Genomic DNA, 23450 nt, shown 5'->3' with positions numbered 1-23450 from the left:
CTGTTTGATATGAGGGGGATTTTTTTTGTTTCAAGGTATTGTAGGGTATCCTGTTTTGGAGATGTTAATCCTATCAGGCCCAGCGATGGGCAAATCTTTAAAGGAGTTTTTATGAACAGATGGTTGATAACCTTTTTTATGCTTTTCTCTCTGAGTGCCTGTGCAACCAGCCCTACCGGACGTTCGCAGTTGATGCTGGTCTCCCCTGAATCTGCTGTGGCCTCCTCTCGGCAGGCATATGTGCAGACTATTCAGCCCTTGCAGAAGGATGGAAAGGTGGATTCGGATCCTGCCCTGAGTCGGCGTGTCCGCCTGATTACGGGTCGTATTATTGCTCAGGCGATTATCAGCCATCCCGAGGCAAAAAAGTGGCAGTGGGATGTGAAGGTGATCGATGCAGATGAAACTGTTAATGCCTGGTGTATGGCGGGCGGGAAGATGGCAGTCTATACGGGGATTGTTAATAAGCTGAAGTTGACTGATGACGAGCTTGCTCAGGTGATGGCCCATGAAATTTCCCATGCCCTGGCTAACCATACCGCAGAAAAAATGTCCGTTGCCATGGCCTCCAGCATTGGCACCCTTGGGATGGCCATTGCTACGAGGGATAGTGACAATCGGGGGGCTATTATGAGCGGGACGGTGCTTGCCGCTAGTCTGGCCGTGACCCTGCCCAATAGCCGGGCTGCTGAAAATGAGGCAGATGTTATGGGAATTAAATTTGCTGCCCTGGCTGGCTATGATCCAAGGGCAGCCGGGAGCCTATGGGAGAAAATGGCAAAGGAAGGCGGTTCCAGGCCAGCGGAATTTCTCTCCACCCATCCCGCTCCGGCTAATCGGCAGGCCACCTTGGCAGCTCTTGCTCAGGAGATGATGCCCTATTATCTGGATAAGAAGGTGCGGCCCGTTTATCAACTTCCCTAAGCGATCTTGTTTATGAGAGTGGGCTCGATAATTTCTATAGGTAATCCTATAGGCGTAGGTCTACCTGGTCGCTGGGGAGTAGGCACTTAATATCATAGAGAACATGGGGTGTTTTGCCGAGGGCGTGGATGGCTTCGGCACCCATTTGGGCAAAATCCCGATGACCCACGGCCAGGACGATACCGTCGTAGCTTTTGGGAGCGGGTGCTTCAATGGGGCTGATGCCATAGGCTCTTTCGGCCTGAGATCTCTGCACCCAGGGATCATAGGCATCTACCTCTATGCCAAAGCTCTGTAGTTCTTTGATGATATCAATGACCTTGGAGTTACGGATGTCCGGGCAGTTTTCCTTGAAGGAGAGGCCCATGATCAGTACCCGGGCGCTTCCCATGGGACACTTTTTCTTGAGCATTGCCTTGACCAGTTCTGCGGCCACATAGCTGCCGACCCCATCGTTGATGCGCCTGCCGGCAAGGATAATTTCAGGGTGGTAACCAAGTTCCTGGGCCTTGTGGGTGAGATAGTATGGATCAACACCGATGCAGTGTCCACCCACCAGGCCGGGACGAAAGGGGAGGAAATTCCACTTGGTGCCGGCCGCCTCCAGCACCTCTTCCGTGTCTATCTCCATGCGGTTAAAGATCAGGGCAAGTTCATTGACCAGGGCGATGTTGACATCTCGCTGGGTATTCTCGATGACCTTTGCCGCCTCGGCCACCTTTATACTGCTGGCCCTATGGGTGCCGGCGATGATGATCTTCTTGTAGAGGCTATCAACAAAGTCGGCGGTTTCGCTAGTTGAGCCGGAGGTGACCTTTTGAATAGTGGTTACCCTATGTTTTTTATCTCCGGGATTAACCCGTTCAGGGCTATAGCCCACGAAAAAGTCTCTGTTAAAGGTGAGGTCGGAAACCGACTCTAAAACAGGAACGCAGTCCTCTTCGGTGGCACCTGGGTAGACCGTTGATTCATAGATCACCACATCACCCTCTTGCAGCACCTTGCCCACCTCCTGACTGGCGTTGAGCAGGGGGCCAAGATCGGGTTTTTTGTTTTTATCAATGGGAGTTGGTACGGTGATAATATAGACATTACAGCGGCCAAGGTCCTGTGCATCTGCTGAAAAGGAGAGCTGCTGGCCAAGAGCAAGCTCTTCTGCTGTCAGCTCCATGGTGATGTCATTACCTGCCTGGAGCTCGGATATGCGGACGGGGTTATGGTCAAAACCAATAACAGGATATATTTTGCCAAATTCAACGGCAAGGGGAAGTCCTACGTAGCCTAAGCCAATGACGGCAATTTCTATCTTTCTGTTCACTGGTAATCCTCGAAATGGTATGGAGATTTTAGGTCTATTGTTATCCGTTAAGAGCAGAGTAGGTATATCATATTCCCACTCTTTTTGCTCAAAGTAGCTTTTTTTGCGATGCAAAGATGATACTGTATAGGGCATAACTTCTGTAACTGATCTTTCTTTCTATGGTGAATTATGAAAAAAACCGTGATCCTTACCGCCTTTGGCAGCACAGGCCCAGCCGTATCTACCTATCGACATATTGAGCAATGTCTGCAACCCAGGCTACCGGACTGTACCTTCTACTGGAGTTATTCAAGCAGGGTGGTGGCCAAACAGTTGCAGGGAGAGGGGAGGAGCGGGGTAAAGACCGTTTCCCGGATTCTTGCGGAGCTCGAAGCCGCGGGGCACAAGGAGGCAGTTGTTCAGTCCCTGCACCTCTTTCCGGGCCATGAGTTTCATAAGATTGGTCGAGAGGCCGGTCGGGCCGATATGGCCTGTCGACTTGGTCTCCCCCTCCTCTCCTCCTTTAAGGATTACCAGATAATGGCCTATCTCCTTAAGGATCTGATTCTGTCCCATTCAGAGAGTGCCATTTTGATTGTGGGGCATGGCACGGATCATCCGAGCTGGACCTCCTACCCTGCCCTAGAGGCCATGCTGCGGCGGGAGTATGGGGCTAATATCTTTGTCGGTGTGGTGGAAAAATCGCCCGACAGCTCACATATTCCGGCAGAGATTGTTGCCGGGGGCTATTCCCATGTCTTTATGATTCCGTTTTTTCTTATGGCCGGTTTGCACTATAGGCGTGATATGATTGGTGAGGAGGCTTCATGGCAGAGAAGACTTGTGGACGTGGGACTTGCCGTTGACAGCTATGCTCATGGCTTGGGCCTTCTACCCGGAATTTCCATGTTGATTCAATCTCATATAGAAGCTGCCCAGGCTACTTAGGGGAATCGCTTCTGTTTTGTGCAAATGCACATTTTGAGAGACCCTCTCTTTGCTATCTGTCATGGTACGTGAATAATTTTCGCCTCATTTTCTTGTTTATGATCATCAGCTGTGGTGCTCTGCCCTATTATTCTTAACATTGGACATCGGAGAAAGATGAAATTTAGCGTAAAAAATATTCTTGAGATGGAAGTTTGTCTGGCCCTGGGCTGTACCGAGCCTGTTGCCATTGCCCTTGGTGCTGCAGCAGCTGCGACCCTCCTGCCGGGCCTGAAGTTTGACCATATTCATCTTATTATCGATCCTAATATCTATAAGAATGGACTTGCCGTGGTGATTCCTGGCAGTGGTGGTTTGACGGGACTTGATACGGCCAGTGCCCTGGGTGCCTTTGGGGGTGATGCCTATGGAAAACTTGAGGTTCTGTCTAGTTTGAGCCCTGAGATGGTTGCCCGGGCCTCGGCCTTTTTGGCCGAGGGTCGGGTTAAGGTTGACCTGCGTGAGGAGTCCGGACTCTATGTAAAGACCACTATCAGCGGTGGCGGTCATGTGGCAGAATCCCTTATCACCGATGTCCATACCAATATTGTCAGTCTCATGCTTGACGGTGAAGAGGTGGCAGATCCCCGTTTGGTGGCCACCGAGGCAATGTCCACGGGTAATAAGCTTGCTGAACTTGAAGAGTGGCTACGAAGTCTTACCCTGGAAGATATCCTTGATCTCACCAATGAGCTTGATGAGGCTGATCTGGATTTTTTAGAGGAGGGGGTGCAGCATAATCTCCGTCTTGCTGAGTATGGTTTGAAGCATGGCAGCGGTCTTGGTATTGGTAAGGACATTGATCGTCTGCTCAAGCAGAAGCTGTTGGTAAAGGATATGACTACCAGTGCCCGTATGCTTACCTCGGCGGCAGCCGATGCCAGGATGGACGGGGTCAACCTGCCGGCTATGAGTTCCGGTGGTAGCGGCAATCATGGCCTTACGGCCATTCTTCCCATCTGGGCCATTAAAGATTTTATTGAAACCGATCGGGAGTCGGTGCTGCGGGCCATTGGACTCAGTCATATTATCACCGCCTATATCAAGGCTCACACGGGCAGGCTGTCGGCGGTATGTGGCTGTTCGGTTGCAGCCGGGGCCGGAGCTACGGCTGGTATCACCTACCTTGTCGGCGGTGATCTTCAGCAGGTGGAGGGGGCGATAAAGAATATCCTTGAGGATCTTGCCGGTGTTATCTGTGACGGGGCAAAGGCCGGTTGTGCCATAAAATTGAATACGGCAGCGGGTGCGGCTGTGCAGGCGGCCCTTTTTTCTCTGCAGGGGGTGAGCGTTAAGGATACCGATGGAATTATTGGCGATTCGACCAGACAGACCGTGCAGAATATTGGCGACTTGAGCAACTACGGGATGGTGGCAACCGATAAGACTATCCTTAAGATCATGCGGGCTAAGCACAAAAAAGGGTAGCTTGGGAATTGAATAGCAGTAACAGCTGGAGGGGGCTTTAGAGATGATCTCTAAAACCCCCTTCTCTTATTTACGACGGATAATGGCACCTGCTTCGATCAGTTCCGCATCGCCTGCGATAACCCTGGTATAGGTCACCTTGGCGGTGGGGCGAATCACCTGCACTGTAGCAATTTTTTCTTCCAGCTGACCAAGGGACTCCTTGGTATAGGGATCAATCATCTCCTCGCCTACGAAGTAGACATGGAGCTTATCACCCTTTTTCAGGCTCTTGCCTCCCTGATTGATAATGACGGTCTTGCCCTTTACCCCAACTACCCGCATGGGGTAGATGTTGGCAAGTGCCTCCTGTGCAACCCGTTCGGCCATGGCATTGGTCATTCCAGCCTGGCTTGAACCAAAACGGGAGAGCATTCTCCTGATATTGCGGTCACTGAATTTAACCGTGATGGTGTCAGACCACTTTACCTGGCGTGTTGCCGCCTGGATGATCTTGTAGTCCACCTGGGCCTTGCCCGCATAGGTAGAGATGGTCTCGCCGGTCAGTTGAATTTTTTCCACATACCTTTTGCTCCATATGGAGCGGATGGTGCCGACCACCAGGTAATCCACTCCCCGGACATTGCCTAGGCGTGCCGTTTCACCGCTGGCTGCGTCGTCGCTCAGCCAGAGGTCTTTTTCTGTCTCAAAGGCTTCACCGTACTGGCGATCAAGGATACTCAGGCGTCGTGACTGGGTAAAGAGGTCAATGAGCCGATTGCGAAACTCTTCCTCCACCTTGGCGGCCGGGGTGGCGTCACCGAGGAGCATAAAACGTGATTTCCCCGTGGCGAATGGGACTACGGCAAGCTTTCTGCGGTTATCTGCAGAGTAGCCCTGTTCGCTGAAACGATGGTACTTGACCTCGACCCTTGCCTCGTAGCCGTTCTCTCCCTCTTGGACATCAATGACCTGATAGCCCGCCAGCTGCCCCTTTGTTTTTGTCTTGAGCAGTTGCTGAACCTTTTCACTGCTGGTGAACTCTTCCTGCCACTCACCATCCTGCCCATAGCTATTTTCCTGGGAGAGCTGGGAACAGATCCGTTTGGAGTCTATCTTTACCCCCTTAAGCTGACCTACGGCCCGCACCAGGGCATCACCGATGGCAGCGGATGGGTTGCTGCCATAACCGGTGACTGTCTGGCTTTCCTCTTTGATGTTCTGGGCCGCAAGGGCTGAAACAGAGAGGGAAAGCATTAGAAGTAGTGCTAGTAAAAGGCGCATAATAAACTCCTTAGGGTCTGTTACAAAATAAGATGGCCAAAATTTCGCTCAGGCTCTTAGAAATCATCGAGACTCATACGTTCCTGGCTCTGTTGTATGCCGCCGGTTGTGCGGGGGACGGGAGCGGGTTGTCTTTTTTCTGCAATGGGACGACTTGGTTTCCATTTACGAATTGCCCGCATCTGCTTTTCGTTAACCGGGCTCCAGTAGCGGATAACACCTACAATTCTGGCACTGTTGTTTTGAGGGTGTACTGCACTCCAGCGTCGCAGTTCGCGGATACCAACAATATTGACCTTGCTCTTCTTGACCGAATTTTCACGGGTAATATCGATGATGGAGGTGATATCGACATTGCTCTTGAAGTTCTGTTCATCGACCACCCCTTCGCTTTTGCTCTCCTCCCCGCTTTCATTCATATCCGAGTAGTTGATGCGGGAGTTTAAAAATTCTGCCAGGGCCTGGTCAGCTTGGGCCTCCGCCTGTTTGTAGGCGTGGGCTCGTTTGCGGGATATTTTTTTGCCATTCCCGCCGGTGCTTGAGATGGCCCATTGGCCAAAGGAGACCAGTACCGGATAGCCATTGCGATCATAGAGCCTTTTTACCCCAAAATCAGGGATGAGGCTGATATTCTCAGAGGTAACAATTTTGTTCAGTTGTCGGGAACCTGCTTTGCCGGCAACTGGGGCAATGTTTCCTTTGCTACGGGCCAGATCCCAGGCGAGCTGCTTCATCCTGGGTGAGAGTACCATCATCACTCCGACTTGATACTGGCCATCATTGTCAAAGCCCTCATAGGTTTTGAAGGTGAGAAGGCCACTGAGTTCCGCAATTGCCGATCTGTTAATGGTTGATTTGAAGGCATCACGAAATTTGAGATAGCGCTGTTCTTCGGGGATCAGTTCAAGCTCTTTTGGATCAAGACCGAGGTCTGCCAGGCTTTGGTCAATTTTTCTTTCGGCCAGGGTGGTAAGCTTGTGGTAGATACGTTTCCACTGACTGCTTTCGCCTTCTGCCGTGGGGTCAAAGTCGGGGATTTTTTCGTTGCCATCGTTATAGTATGCAGCGATTTTTTCCGAGGAAATTTTCTGGCCAAACTCTTTGGCAAAGTTGTTTTCGGCGGCCATAATGGCCTTTTGAGCGGCAATAACCCGGGACTTACCCCAGTTAGGGTGCGCCTTGCCCACGGAAACTGTCTGGTAGGCGTAGCCCACCCAGGAAAATTTACCACTATCTTCAAGACGTGCCTTGTCCAGGGACAGGGTTTTTTCGAATTCTTCCAGAGACATCTGGCCTGCTTCGGCATCGGCTTCATCCACAACCATGGTGGCCATGGAATCTGTGGGGTAGCCGGGCTCTGCGCTCGATGCCATTTGTTCCGTGCTCCAGCCGGTGCTGGTGCATCCGAGGCCTGTGAGCAGGAGGAGGGCAGCAATATGTTTTTTCATTGAGGGGTTCCTTACCACGAAACGCTGTCTTTACTGGCCAGCTTACGGATAGGAGTCTCTCCTTCCCAGACGCCAAGGCCATCACTGAGATCGGTCAGGGTGAGCTGGAAGTAGTATTCAATCAGCTGGCGACCGCCGTCAACTCTTTGGTTACGTTGGATGATCTTACCGGAAAGGCTCATGTTGGGAGCGGTGAGGCTCTGCTTTTGCAGGGTACGTTTGTTGATTCTTTTGGAACGTGCCAATTGGCTATAGGCGTCGTTCATGCGATCTTCCGCGCCGTTGAGGCCGATTGCGGTGGTGGTTTTAACCATGCCACTCTGCAGAAGGGCGATACGGATCTTTTTAATGAGCTGATCTGTGTCGATGCGTTGCATGGTGTCATTGAGGATATGAGAAATCACCAGAATATTTTTCTTGCCATTGACCGGGGCAACGGCACCGGAGCCGAGCATGGACTGTATGGTGTGGTTGGCAGCAATTTCAAAATCACGGTTGCTGAGTCCGGTTGTCATCGGTTCACCAAGGTCGTCCGCCTGAAGTCGTACTGTTTTTTGTTGGACACAACCGGTGAGACCAAGGCTGATAGCGATGGCAAAAATAAGATAAAGATATGAACGCATTCTACTTCTCCTGTTGGGGGATATTTAAAGGGTTTTCTAGAGTTCTTTGATGATAACCTGAAAGTTACTTGCCCGGGGACTGGTGGCCACTGATTGCAGGCGTACTTCATCCTTAGGGCTGAGCCTGATGCTCTGCCAGGTACTGGTTATACCGCTGAGTTCAAATCCTGAGCAATCCAGCCAGACAAAGCGATATTTAATCTCTTTTTTAAAGCTACTGGTGCTGTCTCCGATAAAGCGGGCCCGGAAAAGCCCGCTTGGCAGGCGACCGCCCCGTATTTCGCTGACCTCTATATATTTTGCCGCCTTTGGCCCCAGCTGCAGAGAAGAGGTGGCTGTGCTATGAGAGGAAGAGATGATAGCGCTACTGCCTAGCTGCGGGGCGAGAATGAGCGCGAGAATAAATATTATACGTTGTAACATTGTCTGTCTCCTGTATCTACCCTATTAAAAGCCAACAACCTGTACAGTTGGTTGGCTACCTACTCCTGCTGCCCGAACATGAACAATGCTGAAACGGTTTTTTGGAAGTGCCACCTTCACTGGCTGTAGCATTCCCTTCGCACTGAGGGTAATGCTGTTACATTTGGGCTTTTTGATTTGTAGGGCCTGTACCTCTTTGGGCAGGGCCGTCCAGCTTCTGGTATCCGCATGGGTGGTGGCTGCCTGGTAGACGATGCTGAGGATGCTGCCGAGATCCCCCGCCTCTTTTTCAGCCACATACTGGATGGTTCCCTTTATGGCGGCACTGATCAGGGCCTCGGTCACCTTATAGGGATATTCCTTTTTGAATTCACTCTCTACCACTCGGTCTATGCTGGCGATTTGCTGGGTAGAGCCAAGTTTCTTTCCTGCCGCTGATACCTGCAGGTTGGGGTAGGCACCCGGTTGCTCGACAATTTTGGGCAGGGCAATTTGCACATAGTCAACATCCTTGGTAACCAGAAAGAGAGGTACCGGAATAATAATTTCGTCGACGGTAGGGGCCAGACCATTTTCAAAGATAACCCATACTCGTGGGCTGAGCCTGTTTTTTCTCCACTGACCCGACTGGAGCTTGCGAGCAAGATAGAGGTCCTTTTTAATGACCTTGTTGCGGCCATGGGTGCCAGCCACCCGTTTGAATGAATAAACAGCCTTGTCGTAGTCAGATCTGCTATTGCCGCTTGCCGCCAGCATAAAGAAGAGGCCATGAAGATAGTCGGTGTATGGGTTGATGTAGTCGCCATAGGCCTTCCAACCATTCAATTCGGTAAAGTTCTTGTCGATTTCTGCACTGGCACCTCGCATATTCCAGCTAGGTCCTGCCTTTTGTCGCCTGCTTTTTTTCTCTTCCTTGGCTAGACGTTTTTCCTGCTCGGCAATCTTCTTTTTAAAGTGTTCTTTTGCTCGTCGCTGTCGATCGGCCGCCCTATTGAATTCGACGCGGGCATTCTGCCAGTCATGGAGGAGGATGTCGTTTAAACCCTTATAGGTATTAATCATTACTGAATCGTATACCGTTTGCTGGTAGCCATTGACACTGTTATTGATCAACATGGAGCCGATTTTGCCGACACCCTTCGTCGCCATTCCTTCGGTATCCTTATCTTTCATCAAGAGCTCTGCCTGATCATAGACGTAGTTGCTTCTCTTAAACTGGCCGAGAAGGGTGAGGACGTTTCCTGCCTGCAGATCCCAGAGGAGATCTGTTCCTCTGTCCTCTTGATCAAAGTCGCCTGCATTCATGGCCAGGTCAAGGGCCTGCTGGTGTCGGCCTGTCTGTAGATGTTGGTTGAATGTCCCAAGCTTTTTTTGATTCAGAGTTGCCCCACAGCCACCGAGGCTAATAGCTAGATAGAGTGCTATAATGTACCATGGGAGTCTTTTCATACAGATCATCATCTTTAAAACCTCATTGTAATTGTGGCATCTGGCTTACTGTGGCAAGTGGCCCGAGCAGGAATATTGACGTTAGGTTAAACTACAAAGAAGTGTTATTCAGGTCAAGGGTAAATATGGCTGTTTTGATAGAAATTATGGTGCATTAGCTAATTATAGCTTTTGCTCTTATGGAGGGGATATGGATGGTTTGATCTTGAGTAGAAAGTACTATGAGGAGTGTGGTCGAGATGTTCTTTACGATCGGTTTGGAGTTCTGATGGATCGGGTGGCGGTGGGCTTGGTGGGCCCGGGTTCCGAGTGTCTTGGCTTTGATGATCAGTTTTCCCGGGACCATGATTGGGGCCCATCTTTTTGTCTCTGGTTGACCGATGAAGATTTTGCCCTTCATGGTGAGGCCCTGCAGGCAGTCTACTGCCAGTTGCCGCAGTCTTTTGCAGGTTTTTCTCCCCGACAGGTCAGCCAGGGGGAAGATGGGCGGGTGGGCGCCATGTCTATCTCCTCGTTTTACAGACGTTACACAGGCTTGACCGCTCCGCCCCGGACCCTTGGCCAGTGGAATATTCCCTCCTCTCATCTTAGCCTCTGCACCAATGGCGAGGTTTTTGTTGATCCTCTGGGTACCTTTACTGCCTGGCGGGATGCCCTGCTTGCCTATTACCCCGAAGATATTCGTTTGAAGATGGTGGCAGATGGTTGCATGCGCGCTGGCCAAGCGGGGCAGTATAATTGGCAGCGAGGTATAATGCGTTCAGATCCCTATGTGATGGCGCATGCTAAGGTCCAGTTTTGTACCGAGGCGATGCAGCTGATCTATCTGCTCAACAGGGCCTATGCCCCCTATTTTAAGTGGCTGCTTCGAGGTCTTGAACGTCTGCCCCTTCTTGGTGTGGAGGTGGCACCACTTTTAAGAGATCTTCTTTGCTCCAATGCAGAGATGACAGGTGGAGAAGATACATGGGTCTGTCAGCAGAATATCATTGAGAGAATTTGTCAGCGGCTTATATTAGAGTTTTATGAGCAGGGGCTCATTAGGGAAAAGACGCCTTTTTTGCTGGATCAGGTACCACTGATTTTGGCAGGGATAGAGGACGCTGAATTTCGCGCCGGATTTTGGGGAGGACGATAATGGATAGGGAAAAAATTGTTGAAGAGGTCTTGGCCTTTGAGTGGCAGATGTTTATTCGGGTGAATGATTCGGGAGGGAAAAACCCTCTGGAAAAATCCCTACCATCCGTTGGCGAGATCTCAGCTGATTTTCGCCTGCACAGAACCTCGCAACTCGCTGTCTGGTCGGAGGCAACTTTACAGAGTTATCTGAGAGATCTTGGTCGGGCCCATCATATTGGCCGTAACCTGATGATCTATAAATATGCACGGATGGGAAATCTCATTCCCTCTGAGAACGAGAGTCCTTTTATTGCCAAGATAGTATCGGCACAACTGGCCTGGCAGAGGGCCTTTATTGACAAGCATCCGCGGATGATGTCTCGGGGACGACAACTTGCTGGTGAGGAGCAGGGCCTTGATTGGGCAAGCTTTTCCACCTATGTCCAGGCGGAGCTGGAGACTTACGCTGAAGAGACTCTGAAGCTTCTCTATAAGGATGTGCAGAGGTATCAGGCCGAGGGGAGGAGTATGTCCGAGGAAATCTATGACCATTTAGCCCGGGAACAGGGGTATGCATCAGCCGATGCAGCGGAGAAGAAGCAATAGGGAATTTTTTAAACTCTGAGCTCTGTGAAAGAGAGGGCCCGGGCGAAGAACTCTTCGCTCGGGCCTCTTTTTTGCTGGCAGAGAGAGGGGAAATGCTACTTCAGTCCCCTCTTCTTGGCCACCAGTTCACGCAGGTAGTCAAGCCACTGTTGAAAACCTTCGTCCTGCTTGGTGGCGCAGAGCTCCATTGTGCGAAGATGATGGTTGAGGTGGAGTGCCTCTGCCCGAGCCTCTTCTACCGGGAAGTCAAAGTATGGAAGAAGGTCTGTTTTGGTGATGACAAAGGTATCGGAGCTGGTAAATGCCTTGGGGTATTTGGCAGGTTTGTCAGGGCCCTCTGGTACGGAGACCAGTACCACCCGCTCATGTTCACCCAGATCAAAGGAACATGGACATACAAGGTTACCCACGTTTTCGATGAAGAGCAGATCCACAGTCTCGTATCCCGGCTCTTTTTCCAGGCGGTGAAATCCCTTATGGGTCATGGCCGCATCAAGATGGCAGGCGCCGCCGGTGGTCAGTTGAACCACGGGCACACCCTTGGCTCGGATGCGGTCTGCATCGCGCTCTGTTTCAATATCACCCTCGATAACACCAATTTTAATCTCACCCTTGAGGGCTTCGATGGTATGTTCAAGCAGGGTAGTTTTTCCGGAGCCCGGGCTGCTTATAAGGTTGAGGGCAACGGCACCAATTTCGTTGAAGTGTTCGCGGTTCATCTTGGCCAGGGCGTCGTTGGCGGCAAAGAGGCTGGTATGAACGTCAACGGTTTTGTGTGTGTGGCTGTGATCATGATCGTGATCGTGATCGTGGGAGTGGGCAGTATCAGAGGGGCTTGGACAACCGCAGGTGGTACACATATTTTTTCTCCTTGTATCGAAGGTAAAGGGCCAGCTCTCCAGAGGGGGAGGTGGCCGTCTATTTAGTAAAAAACGGGTTGTGGCTTACTCCATCACAACCTGTTTAAGGATAAGATCATCTCCGCCGCTTGAAATTAAAAAGAGTTCACCACACTTTTGGCAACAGTCCAGGCTCTTTTCGGTGGACTCCATGGCAAAACCACAGTCTGTACAGGTAAAGGTAACAGGGGGAATTTCTATCTTGAGTTCAGCTCCGCTGCAAAGTGGTTCTTCGGCGGAGAGAACATCAAAACCAAATTGAAAGGAGTCTACCACTACTCCGGCAAGTGGTCCTATTGACATGGTTACAGTGATTATTTTTTCTGCCCTATTCTCTTTGGCAAGATCTCTGAGTTGCTCAAAAAGATTTTGGACAAGGGACATTTCATGCATGTTTAACCCCTGGTTAACGTTTTTCCACGTTGACGCCCATTTCCGTAAGGCGGGTAACGATCATTTCGGCAACCTCTACCATACGTCCAGCGACTATCTCTGACAGTTCCACACTCTCGGTGAGCTCACTGGGGATAACTGTATAAAATTCTATATGTTCCGGGGCTGCATCACGGAGCTTGCATACCTCAAGTATTTCGAGAAGTCCCAGCTGGTGCGGGGACATGCGGGTTTGGAATTTCCCCGCCTTTACATCGCCGAGATCATAATAGTGAAAGGATCCTGGTTCTCCTTCGATATCAACCACATCAATGACAAAAACCGGGTCGCACTCTTCCAAGAAAGGAGCCATAAAGATGCCGGCAGTGCCTATGTCCTGGATCTCGACATTATCGGGGAAGATATAGTTATCTATGAGATATTTAACCGTATGAACACCAAAACCTTCATCTCGCAAAATCAAGTTGCCGATACCGGCGATACCAATTTTTTTCATAGGATCCCTATTTATAGTGTTTTATCGCTGTTAGCAAATTCTGGGGAGAGGCTCGCCGTGGAGTGGCGTAACAACCCTGGCCCCACCGATTGGTGTTGTTACCAATACGCGGCCAGCTTTGCCCTCTTTGAGGCTGCCAATGACAACAGCCTCCTGACCCTCTTTTGTCTTGTGGAGAATTTGCAGGGCTAGCTCTGTCTGCTCGGGGGAGACAATAATGAGGCATTTTCCCTCATTGGCAAGATAGAGCGGGTCAAGTCCCAGCATTTCACAGGCTGCCCGAACGTTTGCCCTTATGGGGAGAGACTCTTCAATGAGCTCGATTTCAAGCTTACTGTTGCCAGCAATTTCATTGAGGGTAGTTGCCACTCCACCCCGGGTCGGGTCACGCAGGGTGTGGATGCTACCGGCAGGCAATTCGGCTAAGAGCTTTGCCACCATCTTGTGCAGGGCCATGGTGTCGCTTCGGAGGTTGCCATCAATGGCGATTCCCGCCTGCTTACTCATGATGGTGATACCATGGTCGCCCATGCTACCGGAGAGAATGATACTATCCCCAGCTCGTGCTTTTTTTGACGAAATTTGCAGCTTAGGATCGACAATACCAACGCCTGCGGTGTTGATAAATATCTTGTCGGCCTTGCCTCTGGGAACCACCTTGGTGTCACCGGTGACCACATAGACATCTGCCTCGCGGCAGGCCTCGGCCACGGAGATGATTACCCGTTCGAGTTCATCGAGGGAAAAGCCCTCTTCCAGGATCAGTCCCAGGCTGAGTCCCTGTGGTTCTGCGCCCCGCATGGCCAGGTCGTTGATGGTACCATGGACGGCCAGTTTGCCGATATCGCCACCGGGGAAAAAGAGTGGGTCAACCACATAACTGTCCGTGGTAAAGGCAATATTGCCAGGTTTGTTTTCCAGAATAGCGCTGTCTTCCAGATTACGGAGAATGGGATTGTCAAGATGTTTAATAAACAGGTTTTCAATAAGTTCCTGGCTGGCAAGGCCACCACTGCCGTGGTCGAGAAGTACTTTCTTATCGGACATATTTTCTCTCTTTGATATTTTTAGCCCAGGGCTACAGGTCCTGGCCATATTTGTAATAGGCGGCACATGTGCCTTCGCTACTAACCATGCAGGGACCCACCGGGTTCATTGGCGTACAACCTTTGTTGAAGAGAGGGCAGCGTGGGGGGATGGTCTGGCCCTTAAGTATTTCTCCACAGAGACAACCCTTGGGCTCCGCTACTTCTGTTAGCTCTATCTCTAAACGTCTCTCTGCATCAAACTCACCATATTCTTCCCGGATTTTCAAACCACTTTCCGGAATCATGCCAAGGCCGCGCCACTGCATATCGCAGGGCTCAAAGATGCGTTCGACCATGGCTCGTGCACGTGGATTGCCATCTTTGCATACTACCCTGTTGTAGCAGTTTTCTACCTTGAACTCGCCTGCGTTTACCTGTCTGGCCAGTTGGATGAGGCTGCCAAGGATGTCAGCGGTTTCAAAACCGGCAACCACACAGGCAAGATTATAGTCCCGGGCCAGGGGTTCGTAGACCTCTGAGCCGATAATGGCAGAAACATGGCCGGGGCAGAGCAGACCGTCGATTTTGAGTTCGGGGTCCTGAAGCAGGGCAATCAGGGGGGCAGGCATTGTTTTTTGGGTGGAAAAAACAGCAAAATTCTTAATCTTTTGTATCTTGGCCGCCATGATGGTGGCGGCAATTGTCGGGGTGGTTGTTTCAAAACCAACGCCGAGAAAGACCACCAGTTCGTCTGGATTGTTCTTGGCAATTTCCAGGGCGTCCATGGGTGAGTAGACAATGTCTACCTTGGCCCCGCGGGAACTGGCGTTGGCTAGCGACCCTTGGCTTCCCGGTACCCGGAAGAGATCACCGAAGATGGCGACCCGTACCCCATCTCTTTCGGCTATGGAGATAAAGGCATCCATATGGGCGGCAGAGGTAACGCAAACGGGACATCCGGGGCCCGACAGCAACTCCATTCCCTCGGGTAGGATTGAACGGATACCGTTGCGAAAAATTGACATGGTGTGGGAGCCACAGACTTCCATTATGCGCAGGGGCTTGGTTACTGACCTTCTGAGCTCGGCGACCAGTGGTTTGGCGAGCTTGGCGTCTCGATATTCGTCAATATGTTTCATGGTATTTTGTAGAGGAGTTCGTCTGGGGTGCTTGCTGCGAGTTCGCGGAGCAATTCCAGGTTCCTTTCTGCCTCCTTTGGTTCAAGGCTGTGGATGGCAAAGCCTGCATGGATGATGAGATAGTCACCTATACTGGGCCAGTGATCTACTATATCAAGGCGAATCTCTTTGCTTATACCGTCGACATCCACCGTTGCGATTTGATTGGTTGTAAAGTCATCGGGATCACCCTCTACCTTGGTTACCCTCATGGGAATTGCGAGACACATGTTGCAGACCTCCTGTTATAGTCTGGCCGAGGGAGATACCACCGTCGTTGATGGGGATATTCTCTCCTGTGAAGACCGATATATTGTGTGTAGCCATGGTATGGCGTAGCCCTTCCAGAATGATGGCATTTTGCATACAGCCGCCGGAGAGTACGACCTGGTTGAGGCCCGTTTGCGTGCAGAGTTGTAGGGTCAAGGCTGTTATGTTTTTGATAAGCAAAAGGTGAAATCGAAGTGCAATTTCAGGAGTTTTTTTGCCCATCTGGATATCATCAAGAACTGTTTTAATGAGCTGTAATGAGTTAATTTCCCACGTTATCCCCCTGTCGTCAAGGAGAAAAGGGAACTGGTCGTAATCCTCTGAAATTAAATCGTTTTTCCAGGTAGAGTTCAGGCATCTTCGAGCCCTGTCCTCCAGTTCCATGGCAGCCTGTCCCTCGTAGCTCATCTTCTGACAAATACCCAATAGGGAGGAGACTGTATCAAAGAGGCGACCACAACTTGAGGTGAGGGGGCTATTGAAGTTATTGTTCAGCATTGAGAGGAGGGGCTCTCTCTTGTCCCTCTCTATTTGTCGGAGCGCTGTGGGTATGTTTTTGTCGCTCAGGCCATCTCCATAGAGGCTGTGCAGGGCGGAGATGCCCATTCGCCATGGTTCTGTTGCTGCCTTATCTCCTCCCGGCAGGCGGAGATGGCTCAGGTGGGCCAAGCGGGTAAAGCTGGTGAGGTCGGCCTGGAGGATTTCGCCACCCCAACTGGTACCGTCGTCGCCGTAGCCGGTGCCATCGAGGATGATGGCGATGACGGGATCCTTAAGGCCGTGTTCCGCCATAACGGCGGTTGCATGGGCATGATGATGTTGCACTTGATAGAGGGGGATGCCCAGTGCCTTGGCATAGTGGGTCGAGAGGTAGTCCGGGTGGAGGTCACAGACGGCAATTTCTGGTTCTATATCAAAAACCTTCTTCAGGTGTTCAATGGATTCCTGAAAAAAATCGTAGGATTCAAGGTTGGAGAGATCTCCGATGTGCTGGCTGGTAAAGAGGCTGTTCTTTTTCCCCAGGCAGAAGGTGGACTTGAGTCCACCGCCGCAACCAATGGTGGCGGGGAGGGTCCACTTGCAGTGAATGGGAGAGGGGACATAGCCCCGGGCCCTGCGCAGTATCAGTGGTTTTTTCCCGCTGACGCGTGTCACTGAGTCATCTATCCTTGTTACGATGTCCCGGTTGTGGAGAAGAAAGTTGTCAACAATGGGGCCAAGGCGGTCAATGGCCTCCGCATTACCGGTGCAGATCGGGGTGCCGCTGCTATTACCCGAGGTCATCACCAGGGCTTGGGGGCAGGTGCTCTCCTGAAAGAGGAGGTGGTGCAGCGGGGTGTAGGCCAGCATGATCCCCAGTTCGGTGATATGGGGGGCAAGTCCTTGGGCCAGATCCGTGTCAGGGCGTTTTTGCAGGAGGACAATGGGATGTTCAATGGAGCTCAGTAAAGCTATTTCCTGTTCACTGATAAAACAGTATTTTTTTGCAATATCGATGCTCTGAACCATGATGGCCAGAGGCTTGTGGGGGCGTCTCTTGCGTTCTCTGAGCTGGGCCACGGCCTTTTCTTCCAGGGCATTACAGGAGAGATGAAAACCTCCAAGGCCACGGATGGCCACAAGTTTGTTGGCGGCGAGGGCTACGGCTGTATCTGTTAAGGGAGATTTTGTCTCTATTTTATTTCCTGCCTGATCATGCCAGGAAACCTGTGGGCCGCAGAGGGGACAGGCATTGGGTTGGGCATGGAAACGTCTATTGCCCGGATCTTCATAATCCCGGGTGCAGGCCTCGCACATGGGAAAGACCTTCATGGATGTCTGTTGTCTGTCGTAGGGGATTTTTTCAACGATGGTGAAGCGTGGACCACAGTTGGTACAGTTGATAAAGGGATAGGCAAAGCGTGGGTCGTTTGGGTCCTGCATTTCACTCAGGCAGTCAGCACAGAGGGCAATATCGGGGGGAATGGATGCATCGGCAGAACTGGTGCCGGAACTCTTGCTGATGGTAAATCTGCCATCTTCTATCTCTATCTCTTTGGGGCCGTGTTCAATGGATTGGATGCGGGACAGGGGTGGTGCCTTGCTGCGCACCGCCCCTATAAAGGCCTCAAGCTCCTCCTTGGAACAGGAGGTATGGATGGCAACACCGTCACCGGTGTTGCATACCGTACCCGAAAGTCCATGTTGGCGAGCCAGATTGTAGATAAAGGGTCGAAACCCTACTCCTTGGACAGTGCCGCGGATAAAAATTTCGACGCCTTTCATGTTCTACTTCTTATGGGTGAATTTTACGCCCGTGAAGATTGAAGAGATCAAGCCTTCCGGGAAGCGAATATCATTCCATATACAGAGGTAGAGATGGATGACAGCAAAGATCATAAACCACCACATTATAATGTGATGGACGAAGCGAGCCGTTGCCTGGGTTTGGAAGAGAGCTCCGCCCCAACTTGAAATAAATCCCACCTCTGGAAAGAGGAGGAAGAATCCCGTGCCGATCATGGCAATTGCTGCACAAAAGGTGAGCAGATAAGAGCTTCCAGCCAAGACATTGTGACCAAAACGCCCGTTATGCTCATCGGTGGTATAGGTGTACAGTAAGAGCGTTTCGCCTAGGTTTTTGATGTTTCTCTTGTTGATTGGTAGTATGTCGCTTATCCGTTCCTGAGTATTACCAAAAATGTACAGGTAGGCTCGGAGAAAAATGGCACAGGAAAAGGCATAGCCTGCGACAAAGTGGATAAATCTGGCCCGGGCCATGGGCCAGCTGGCGCTTCCCTCTATCAGGGTGTTGGTCCAGGGGAAGTGAATATAAAAGCCAGTGATGACTAGTGCAACAATCGATAATGCGAACGTCCAGTGCCATATGCGGAGCAACAGACTCCAACAATATTTTTTTTCATATAATGCCATTTGGTTTACCTCCATATGGTGTTACCGGATAAAAAAAGTTTGGGTGAAAAGTCTCCTGCTAGAGGGCTTTAACCTTGATAACTTCTTTACCTTCCGGATCTAGCATATGTACAGCACAGGCAATACATGGATCAAATGAGTGAACGGTACGAAGAACCTCAAGAGGCTTTTCTGGCTCGGCAATAGGGTTACCCACAAGGGATGCCTCGTATGGTCCTGGTTGTCCCTGGCCATCGCGCGGACCTGCGTTCCAGGTTGAAGGTACAACGGCCTGGTAGTTTTTGATCTTGCCATCCTGAATAATAATCCAGTGGGAAAGAATACCGCGTGGAGCTTCATGGATACCAACACCGCGCTGTTCGCCCTTAGGGAAGACAGGTTGATTAAATATTTCGTAATCACCGGTGGCAAGATTGTTTACCAGTAGATCCCAATGCTTCAGGGCAAGATCTGCCATCATACCTGCTCGGATAGCACGACCAGCATGGCGGCCAATGGTTCCATGAAGAATCTCTGGGCCAAGATTAGTGCCTGCTACAGAGTTGAGACGGCCCAGGAAGTCATTGGCCGCCTTTACGGTAAGCTCATGCCCCTGGGCATAGCCGACAAGTACCTGGGCAAGAGGACCAACCTGCATTGGCTTTCCTTGGAAACGTGGAGCCTTCATCCAGGAGTAGCGTCCTTCGTCTTGAAAGTCGGTATACTTGGGATCAGTATCCTCTTCAAATGGGTTTTTAGACCAGTCACCGTCATACCAAGCTCGGGCAATAGACTCTTCAACATTCTCTTTAAAGTATGAATCAGAGATGGTGGTAAAGGGTTTAACCGTGGACAGGTCAGCATTAAAGATGGTTCCACCTGGAAGATCGCCCTTGGTGCCCTCGACGTCGGTGAACATATCGGGCGCTGCCATATAGTTGGTTACTCCGGCGCCATATGGGATCCATTCCTTATAGAGAGCGCCAATGGCGGCAACGTCGCTTTGGTAGACCATCTTGATAAAGTCACGTACCTCTTCAATGAGCTGTTTGATGAAGTAGAGACGCTCCATGGTGAGACCAGTCTCGTTGTCCTGGTTGAGGTTGTTGGCAATTCCGCCAACACAGAGGTTCTGGACATGAGGATTTTTGCCACCGATAATACCAAGTGCCTGAGTGGCCTTGCGTTGGTAATCCAGGGCTTCAAGGTAGTGAGAAACTGCCATGAGATTGGCTTCGGGTGGCAGTTTCATCGCTGGGTGGCCCCAGTATGCGTTGGCAAAGGGTCCAAGCTGGCCACTGGCCACAAGTCCTTTGAGCTTGTCTTTTACAGCAGAGAAACGTTTAGCACTGTTACCTGGCCAGTTAGAGAGGGTTTCAGCAAGTGCTGCTGTCTTTACCGGATCAGCATCAAGTGCGGAAACAACATCAACCCAGTCGAGGGCAGAGAGGGTGTAAAAATGGACAATATGGTCTTGCAGGCAGTGAATAGCCTGAACCATATTTCGAACGAGTTGGGCATTAAGGGGGATTGGGAGTTGTAGAGCATCTTCAACGGCGCGAACAGAGGCAAGTCCATGAACAGTGGTACACACACCGCAAATACGTTGGACAAACATCCATGCATCACGTGGGTCACGGCCTTTGAGGATATTCTCAATTCCGCGGTACATCTGTCCAGAAGACCAGGCCTTGGTTACTTTTCCACCGTCAACTTCAATATCTACTCTTAAGTGACCTTCGATCCGAGTAATAGGATCAATGGTAATTCGCTGAGCCATACGTAAAACCTCCGAAAATTATATGAACACCATGCCGGGAGTATCGCTCCTGGCGGGTATATTGATTCTTAAAAAGACCCTACTCCTTGTCTTCCTTCTCTTTCGGCTTACCCTTGATAAGGCGTTTGCCAATTCCGATTGCGGCGTGGGCTGCAACACCGACGGCAGTAGCACCAACCAGCACCTTGCCGATCTTATCTGCATCGGCCACGATACCGGTGCCGGGGATCTTTACGTTGGGTAATCTTTCGTAGAACGGAGTCATGGTATCCCAGAAATTTTTCTCGGTACAACCGATGCAACCATGGCCAATGCTTACTGGCCAGACACCAACATCGTTAAAGCGTGCTGTTGGACAGTTAGCGAAGGTCTCAGGGCCTTTACAGCCGACCTTGTAGAGGCAATAGCCCATCTGGTGAAACTTATCACCGAACTTTTCAGCAAAACGACCCTCGTCAAAGTGGCCACGGCGTTCACATTGATCGTGAATTCTTCGTCCGTAGGCAAAGAGAGGTCTTTTTTGGCTATCGAGAGCAGGAAGTCTCTTGAAGGTAAGATAATAAAGGATTGTACCTAATAGATTAACGGGGTTTGGTGGGCATCCCGGGATGTTGACAATGGGTACATTGCCTGTCAACTCAGGAAGGTCCTCAACGCCAACGGCTCCGGTGGGGTTGGGAGATGCGGCCTGGATACCACCGGAAGTGGCACAGGTACCAATGGCAATGATCGCCGTGGCCTTCGGTGCAACCTCACCAAGAATTTCCAGTGCTGTTCTACCGCCGATTTTACAGTAAATTCCATTGTCTTTTACTGGGATAGCCCCTTCAACAATAAGGATGAAGGGGTGGTTATCAACGGTGTCGTGCAGGTTAGCCTCGGCCTGATAACCGGCTGCTGCCATAACCGTTTCGTGGTAATCAAGGGAGATAACGTCAAGGATTAAACGGGCGAGATCGGGGTGAGATGCCCGGAGGAGACTTTCGGTACATCCTGTGCATTCTTGGAAGTGGAGCCAGATAACCCGTGGTCTTTGGCCCGAAGAGGCGGCTTCTACCAATTTGGGAATCATCGCATCGGAAAGCCCCAATGCGGCTGCGACCATCGTACATCCTTTCAGGAATCCACGCCGATTAAGCTTTGGATTCATAGTTGTGTTTACCGTGTCTGCCATATCAACCTCCTATTGTTGTTGCAACAATTGTGCGCTAGGCGCGATTGTATCGGGTATTATTTAAACCGATAAATATGAACAAAAAAAGTCTATAAAAAATCAACACCTTGCTGTGCCTCATGAGTGGATGGAGCTTAGCAATGCGCAAAATAGCAGCAAAATCTACTAGATGTAAAGAAAAGATCTTTTTTCGGTAAATAACTGAGGGTACTTAATTGGGACCTGTTCGACAAGTATTTTTTATGAAAAGACACAAGTTTTTTTGATACTTAGCTCATCTGTCCTTCTAACTGTATGCTACAGTTAGAAGGCAGTAATCTGGCGATTGTTCGGCTAGTTTGCTGCTATGGGAAATTAATCTTTTTTAAAGCCGAAAATTCCGCCCGGTCTGGAGGATGAAAGGGCAGTTTTATCCTTCGAATTTTTTTTGCCTTTAGCCGGTGGTGGAGTAGGAGCGCTGGACTGTTCTTCTGCGGCAGGCATGGGCTCTGCAGGGATGTCGATAAGCTCCGCCTCTTCCTGGCTGAGGGTATTTTTGTAGCAGTTATAAAAGAGGAGGCATCTTGGGAAGTAGCTCTTCTTTTGTAACCACTTAGGCCAATCCTTGCCATTGTCATGCATGATAAAGAGAGGCAGATTGACCAGAAGGGTTGTCATCTCCTGACGGAGAGATCTTCGCAGGTTAAGGTCGATACCGAGGTTCTTGTCAAGGTCAGTGCGTATTTTTTTGCCAAGTTGGAAGGCCAAAGCGCCCTTTCGCTGTTCTGAGAGCAGGGAAAATTCGCTTTCAGCCCAGGCTATAAGTACCAGGGCAAAGAGGACGTAATCCGGTTGACGTGGAGTTTTTTGTTCCAGGGCCTGGATATTCATTCTGTCGATGGTTGCCATGGTCGCGGCGATCTGTTCTCGACAGGATCGTGTTTCGTTAAAGGGGAGGTCTAGTTTGCCTAGATATCCCTTAATGAGGATGGTGAAGATCGATGATTTTTCTGCCAGCTCAAACCAGGGAGCAATCTTGCAGTTATAGAGATCCTTGAGGAACTCGTCTCGTAGGCGTGAGGGTGGGCAGAGGGCAAGTTGCTGATGTTGGTCGCAAATTGCCTCCCAGCTCTTCTCTTCAATTGTGAAATCGTTGCGGCTGCAGTGGCGAATGGCGCGCATTATGCGAACGGGATCGCGGGTGATTCTTTTTTTCGGATCACCAACGATACGAACAATACCCTTTTCAAGATCTTCAACTCCTCCCACATAGTCAATAATGGAGTGAGTTTCTATTTCATAAAAGAGGGAATTTATGGTGAGGTCACGACGTTGAGCATCTTCGTCCAGAGTGCCAAAGGTGTTATTGGGGGCAAGGATTGCCTCGGGCCCATCCAGATCATGCTCACTGAGTGAACGGAGGGTGGATACTTCAATGGTTTTGCCGCCTTTGAAGAAAACCTGTACCAGACGAAATCTGCGACCGATGGTATTGGAGTTTTTGAAGAGTTTGCGCAGTTGCCCGGGGCGGGCATTGGTACTTATGTCGAAATCCTTTGGCGTTTTACCAAGATAGAGATCCCGAACACCACCACCTACAAGGTAGCCAGAAAAGCCCGCATTGCGTAATTTTTCAAGTACAAAAAGGGCATCGGGATCAAGCATCTTTTTGGTAATTGGATGTTGCCCCTGAGCAATTACTGTACAGCTGAGTTTGATCTTTTCTGGTGCTTCTATTGTTTGTGGCTGGTTGGTTTTATTCATTAATATGCACAACTTTGTTGCTTTGGT

General features: G+C 50.5%; 22 protein-coding genes. 5 read left to right on the top strand and 17 right to left on the bottom strand.

Going from position 1 to position 23450, the window contains the following annotated elements; genetic code table 11:
• The first annotated feature begins 111 nt into the window (after positions 1–111).
• Entirely contained in the window at positions 112–924 is an 813-nt protein-coding gene (locus DP_RS02965) for a M48 family metallopeptidase (RefSeq protein WP_041277566.1), read from the top strand.
• A 46-nt stretch (positions 925–970) separates the two neighbouring features.
• On the opposite strand, the gene tviB is transcribed toward DP_RS02965, so the two are convergent.
• Positions 971–2242, bottom strand: coding sequence for a Vi polysaccharide biosynthesis UDP-N-acetylglucosamine C-6 dehydrogenase TviB (tviB, locus tag DP_RS02960; RefSeq protein WP_011187838.1), 1272 nt, complete (start codon positions 2240–2242; stop codon positions 971–973).
• A gap of 171 nt (positions 2243–2413) precedes the next feature.
• Between tviB and DP_RS02955 the strand changes: the two genes are divergently transcribed.
• Together DP_RS02955 and DP_RS02950 are read left to right on the top strand one after the other, a co-directional pair.
• Complete coding sequence (locus tag DP_RS02955) at positions 2414–3172, top strand: sirohydrochlorin cobaltochelatase (protein WP_011187837.1); 759 nt, start codon at positions 2414–2416, stop codon at positions 3170–3172.
• Between the two features lie 156 nt (positions 3173–3328).
• A complete protein-coding gene (locus DP_RS02950) occupies positions 3329–4639 on the top strand; it encodes an L-cysteine desulfidase family protein (RefSeq protein WP_041277565.1) in 1311 nt (436 codons plus the stop codon).
• Between the two features lie 66 nt (positions 4640–4705).
• On the opposite strand, the gene DP_RS02945 is transcribed toward DP_RS02950, so the two are convergent.
• Genes DP_RS02945 through DP_RS02925 form a run of 5 tightly spaced genes read right to left on the bottom strand, consistent with a single transcriptional unit; the run spans position 4706 to position 9845 of the window.
• Entirely contained in the window at positions 4706–5902 is a 1197-nt protein-coding gene (locus tag DP_RS02945) for a CsgG/HfaB family protein (RefSeq protein ID WP_011187835.1), read from the bottom strand.
• A 56-nt stretch (positions 5903–5958) separates the two neighbouring features.
• On the bottom strand, positions 5959–7350 hold the full coding sequence (locus tag DP_RS02940) for a DUF6844 domain-containing protein (protein WP_041277563.1): 1392 nt from the start codon (positions 7348–7350) through the stop codon (positions 5959–5961).
• A gap of 11 nt (positions 7351–7361) precedes the next feature.
• The gene (lpoB, locus tag DP_RS02935; RefSeq protein WP_011187833.1) at positions 7362–7973 is read right to left on the bottom strand and encodes a penicillin-binding protein activator LpoB; all 612 of its coding nucleotides are present in this window, start codon (positions 7971–7973) and stop codon (positions 7362–7364) included.
• Positions 7974–8009: 36 nt separating this feature from the next.
• Positions 8010–8396 carry a YcfL family protein gene (locus tag DP_RS02930; protein WP_011187832.1) on the bottom strand — a complete coding sequence of 129 codons (387 nt, stop codon included), beginning with the start codon at positions 8394–8396 and terminating at the stop codon, positions 8010–8012.
• 24 nt (positions 8397–8420) lie between these two features.
• Positions 8421–9845, bottom strand: coding sequence for a COG3014 family protein (locus tag DP_RS02925; RefSeq protein ID WP_156792192.1), 1425 nt, complete (start codon positions 9843–9845; stop codon positions 8421–8423).
• Positions 9846–10035: 190 nt separating this feature from the next.
• On the opposite strand from DP_RS02925, the gene DP_RS02920 reads away from it, so the two are divergent.
• Together DP_RS02920 and DP_RS02915 are read left to right on the top strand one after the other, a co-directional pair.
• Positions 10036–10983 carry a DUF4037 domain-containing protein gene (locus DP_RS02920; RefSeq protein ID WP_011187830.1) on the top strand — a complete coding sequence of 316 codons (948 nt, stop codon included), beginning with the start codon at positions 10036–10038 and terminating at the stop codon, positions 10981–10983.
• Positions 10983–11570, top strand: coding sequence for a DUF4125 family protein (locus DP_RS02915; RefSeq protein ID WP_041277562.1), 588 nt, complete (start codon positions 10983–10985; stop codon positions 11568–11570). Before DP_RS02920 ends, DP_RS02915 begins: the two co-directional genes overlap by 1 nt.
• A 95-nt stretch (positions 11571–11665) precedes the next feature.
• Here the strand turns inward: DP_RS02915 and hypB are convergent, their stop codons facing one another.
• The 11 genes from hypB to DP_RS16545 form a co-directional block, all read right to left on the bottom strand.
• Positions 11666–12430 (bottom strand): hydrogenase nickel incorporation protein HypB, encoded by a 765-nt coding sequence (gene hypB / locus DP_RS02910; RefSeq protein WP_011187828.1) that lies wholly within the window; start codon positions 12428–12430, stop codon positions 11666–11668.
• Positions 12431–12514: 84 nt separating this feature from the next.
• Entirely contained in the window at positions 12515–12862 is a 348-nt protein-coding gene (locus tag DP_RS02905) for a hydrogenase maturation nickel metallochaperone HypA/HybF (RefSeq protein WP_011187827.1), read from the bottom strand.
• 13 nt (positions 12863–12875) lie between these two features.
• Positions 12876–13358: a HyaD/HybD family hydrogenase maturation endopeptidase gene (locus DP_RS02900; RefSeq protein WP_011187826.1), complete on the bottom strand. Its 483-nt coding sequence runs from the start codon at positions 13356–13358 to the stop codon at positions 12876–12878.
• Between the two features lie 30 nt (positions 13359–13388).
• Entirely contained in the window at positions 13389–14405 is a 1017-nt protein-coding gene (hypE, locus tag DP_RS02895) for a hydrogenase expression/formation protein HypE (protein WP_041277561.1), read from the bottom strand.
• Positions 14406–14436: 31 nt separating this feature from the next.
• Positions 14437–15525, bottom strand: a complete 1089-nt coding sequence (hypD, locus tag DP_RS02890; protein ID WP_011187824.1) for a hydrogenase formation protein HypD — start codon at positions 15523–15525, stop codon at positions 14437–14439.
• Entirely contained in the window at positions 15522–15794 is a 273-nt protein-coding gene (locus DP_RS02885; RefSeq protein WP_011187823.1) for a HypC/HybG/HupF family hydrogenase formation chaperone, read from the bottom strand. The genes hypD and DP_RS02885 overlap by 4 nt, the downstream gene beginning before the upstream one ends.
• A complete protein-coding gene (gene hypF / locus DP_RS02880; RefSeq protein ID WP_011187822.1) occupies positions 15751–18099 on the bottom strand; it encodes a carbamoyltransferase HypF in 2349 nt (782 codons plus the stop codon). The genes DP_RS02885 and hypF overlap by 44 nt, the downstream gene beginning before the upstream one ends.
• A gap of 3 nt (positions 18100–18102) precedes the next feature.
• Positions 18103–18747 (bottom strand): Ni/Fe-hydrogenase, b-type cytochrome subunit, encoded by a 645-nt coding sequence (gene cybH / locus DP_RS02875; RefSeq protein ID WP_041277560.1) that lies wholly within the window; start codon positions 18745–18747, stop codon positions 18103–18105.
• 58 nt (positions 18748–18805) lie between these two features.
• On the bottom strand, positions 18806–20506 hold the full coding sequence (locus tag DP_RS02870; protein WP_011187820.1) for a nickel-dependent hydrogenase large subunit: 1701 nt from the start codon (positions 20504–20506) through the stop codon (positions 18806–18808).
• Between the two features lie 79 nt (positions 20507–20585).
• Positions 20586–21680 (bottom strand): hydrogenase small subunit, encoded by a 1095-nt coding sequence (locus DP_RS02865; protein WP_011187819.1) that lies wholly within the window; start codon positions 21678–21680, stop codon positions 20586–20588.
• Between the two features lie 354 nt (positions 21681–22034).
• Positions 22035–23423 carry a polya polymerase gene (locus tag DP_RS16545; RefSeq protein WP_156792191.1) on the bottom strand — a complete coding sequence of 463 codons (1389 nt, stop codon included), beginning with the start codon at positions 23421–23423 and terminating at the stop codon, positions 22035–22037.
• Positions 23424–23450: the final 27 nt, after the last annotated feature.

Origin of the sequence: Desulfotalea psychrophila LSv54, from assembly GCF_000025945.1 — a bacterium.
GTDB classification, from domain to species: Bacteria; Desulfobacterota; Desulfobulbia; order Desulfobulbales; family Desulfocapsaceae; genus Desulfotalea; species Desulfotalea psychrophila.
This window is presented reverse-complemented; position numbering and strand designations above follow the sequence as displayed.

Bases quoted from the DNA above. Each gene is read 5' to 3' on its own strand.
- lpoB (WP_011187833.1), bottom strand. From the start codon at position 7,973: ATGCGTTCATATCTTTATCTTATTTTTGCCATCGCTATCAGCCTTGGT.
- DP_RS02940 (WP_041277563.1), bottom strand. From the start codon at position 7,350: ATGAAAAAACATATTGCTGCCCTCCTCCTGCTCACAGGCCTCGGATGC.
- DP_RS02900 (WP_011187826.1), bottom strand. From the start codon at position 13,358: ATGAAAAAAATTGGTATCGCCGGTATCGGCAACTTGATTTTGCGAGAT.
- hypE (WP_041277561.1), bottom strand. From the start codon at position 14,405: ATGTCCGATAAGAAAGTACTTCTCGACCACGGCAGTGGTGGCCTTGCC.
- DP_RS02950 (WP_041277565.1), top strand. From the start codon at position 3,329: ATGAAATTTAGCGTAAAAAATATTCTTGAGATGGAAGTTTGTCTGGCC.
- DP_RS02925 (WP_156792192.1), bottom strand. From the start codon at position 9,845: ATGAAAAGACTCCCATGGTACATTATAGCACTCTATCTAGCTATTAGC.
- DP_RS02885 (WP_011187823.1), bottom strand. From the start codon at position 15,794: ATGTGTCTCGCAATTCCCATGAGGGTAACCAAGGTAGAGGGTGATCCC.
- DP_RS02870 (WP_011187820.1), bottom strand. From the start codon at position 20,506: ATGGCTCAGCGAATTACCATTGATCCTATTACTCGGATCGAAGGTCAC.
- DP_RS02945 (WP_011187835.1), bottom strand. From the start codon at position 5,902: ATGCGCCTTTTACTAGCACTACTTCTAATGCTTTCCCTCTCTGTTTCA.
- DP_RS02865 (WP_011187819.1), bottom strand. From the start codon at position 21,680: ATGGCAGACACGGTAAACACAACTATGAATCCAAAGCTTAATCGGCGT.
- hypB (WP_011187828.1), bottom strand. From the start codon at position 12,430: ATGTGTACCACCTGCGGTTGTCCAAGCCCCTCTGATACTGCCCACTCC.
- DP_RS02930 (WP_011187832.1), bottom strand. From the start codon at position 8,396: ATGTTACAACGTATAATATTTATTCTCGCGCTCATTCTCGCCCCGCAG.
- DP_RS02905 (WP_011187827.1), bottom strand. From the start codon at position 12,862: ATGCATGAAATGTCCCTTGTCCAAAATCTTTTTGAGCAACTCAGAGAT.
- cybH (WP_041277560.1), bottom strand. From the start codon at position 18,747: ATGGCATTATATGAAAAAAAATATTGTTGGAGTCTGTTGCTCCGCATA.
- DP_RS02920 (WP_011187830.1), top strand. From the start codon at position 10,036: ATGGATGGTTTGATCTTGAGTAGAAAGTACTATGAGGAGTGTGGTCGA.
- DP_RS02915 (WP_041277562.1), top strand. From the start codon at position 10,983: ATGGATAGGGAAAAAATTGTTGAAGAGGTCTTGGCCTTTGAGTGGCAG.
- DP_RS16545 (WP_156792191.1), bottom strand. From the start codon at position 23,423: ATGAATAAAACCAACCAGCCACAAACAATAGAAGCACCAGAAAAGATC.
- hypD (WP_011187824.1), bottom strand. From the start codon at position 15,525: ATGAAACATATTGACGAATATCGAGACGCCAAGCTCGCCAAACCACTG.
- hypF (WP_011187822.1), bottom strand. From the start codon at position 18,099: ATGAAAGGCGTCGAAATTTTTATCCGCGGCACTGTCCAAGGAGTAGGG.
- DP_RS02965 (WP_041277566.1), top strand. From the start codon at position 112: ATGAACAGATGGTTGATAACCTTTTTTATGCTTTTCTCTCTGAGTGCC.
- DP_RS02955 (WP_011187837.1), top strand. From the start codon at position 2,414: ATGAAAAAAACCGTGATCCTTACCGCCTTTGGCAGCACAGGCCCAGCC.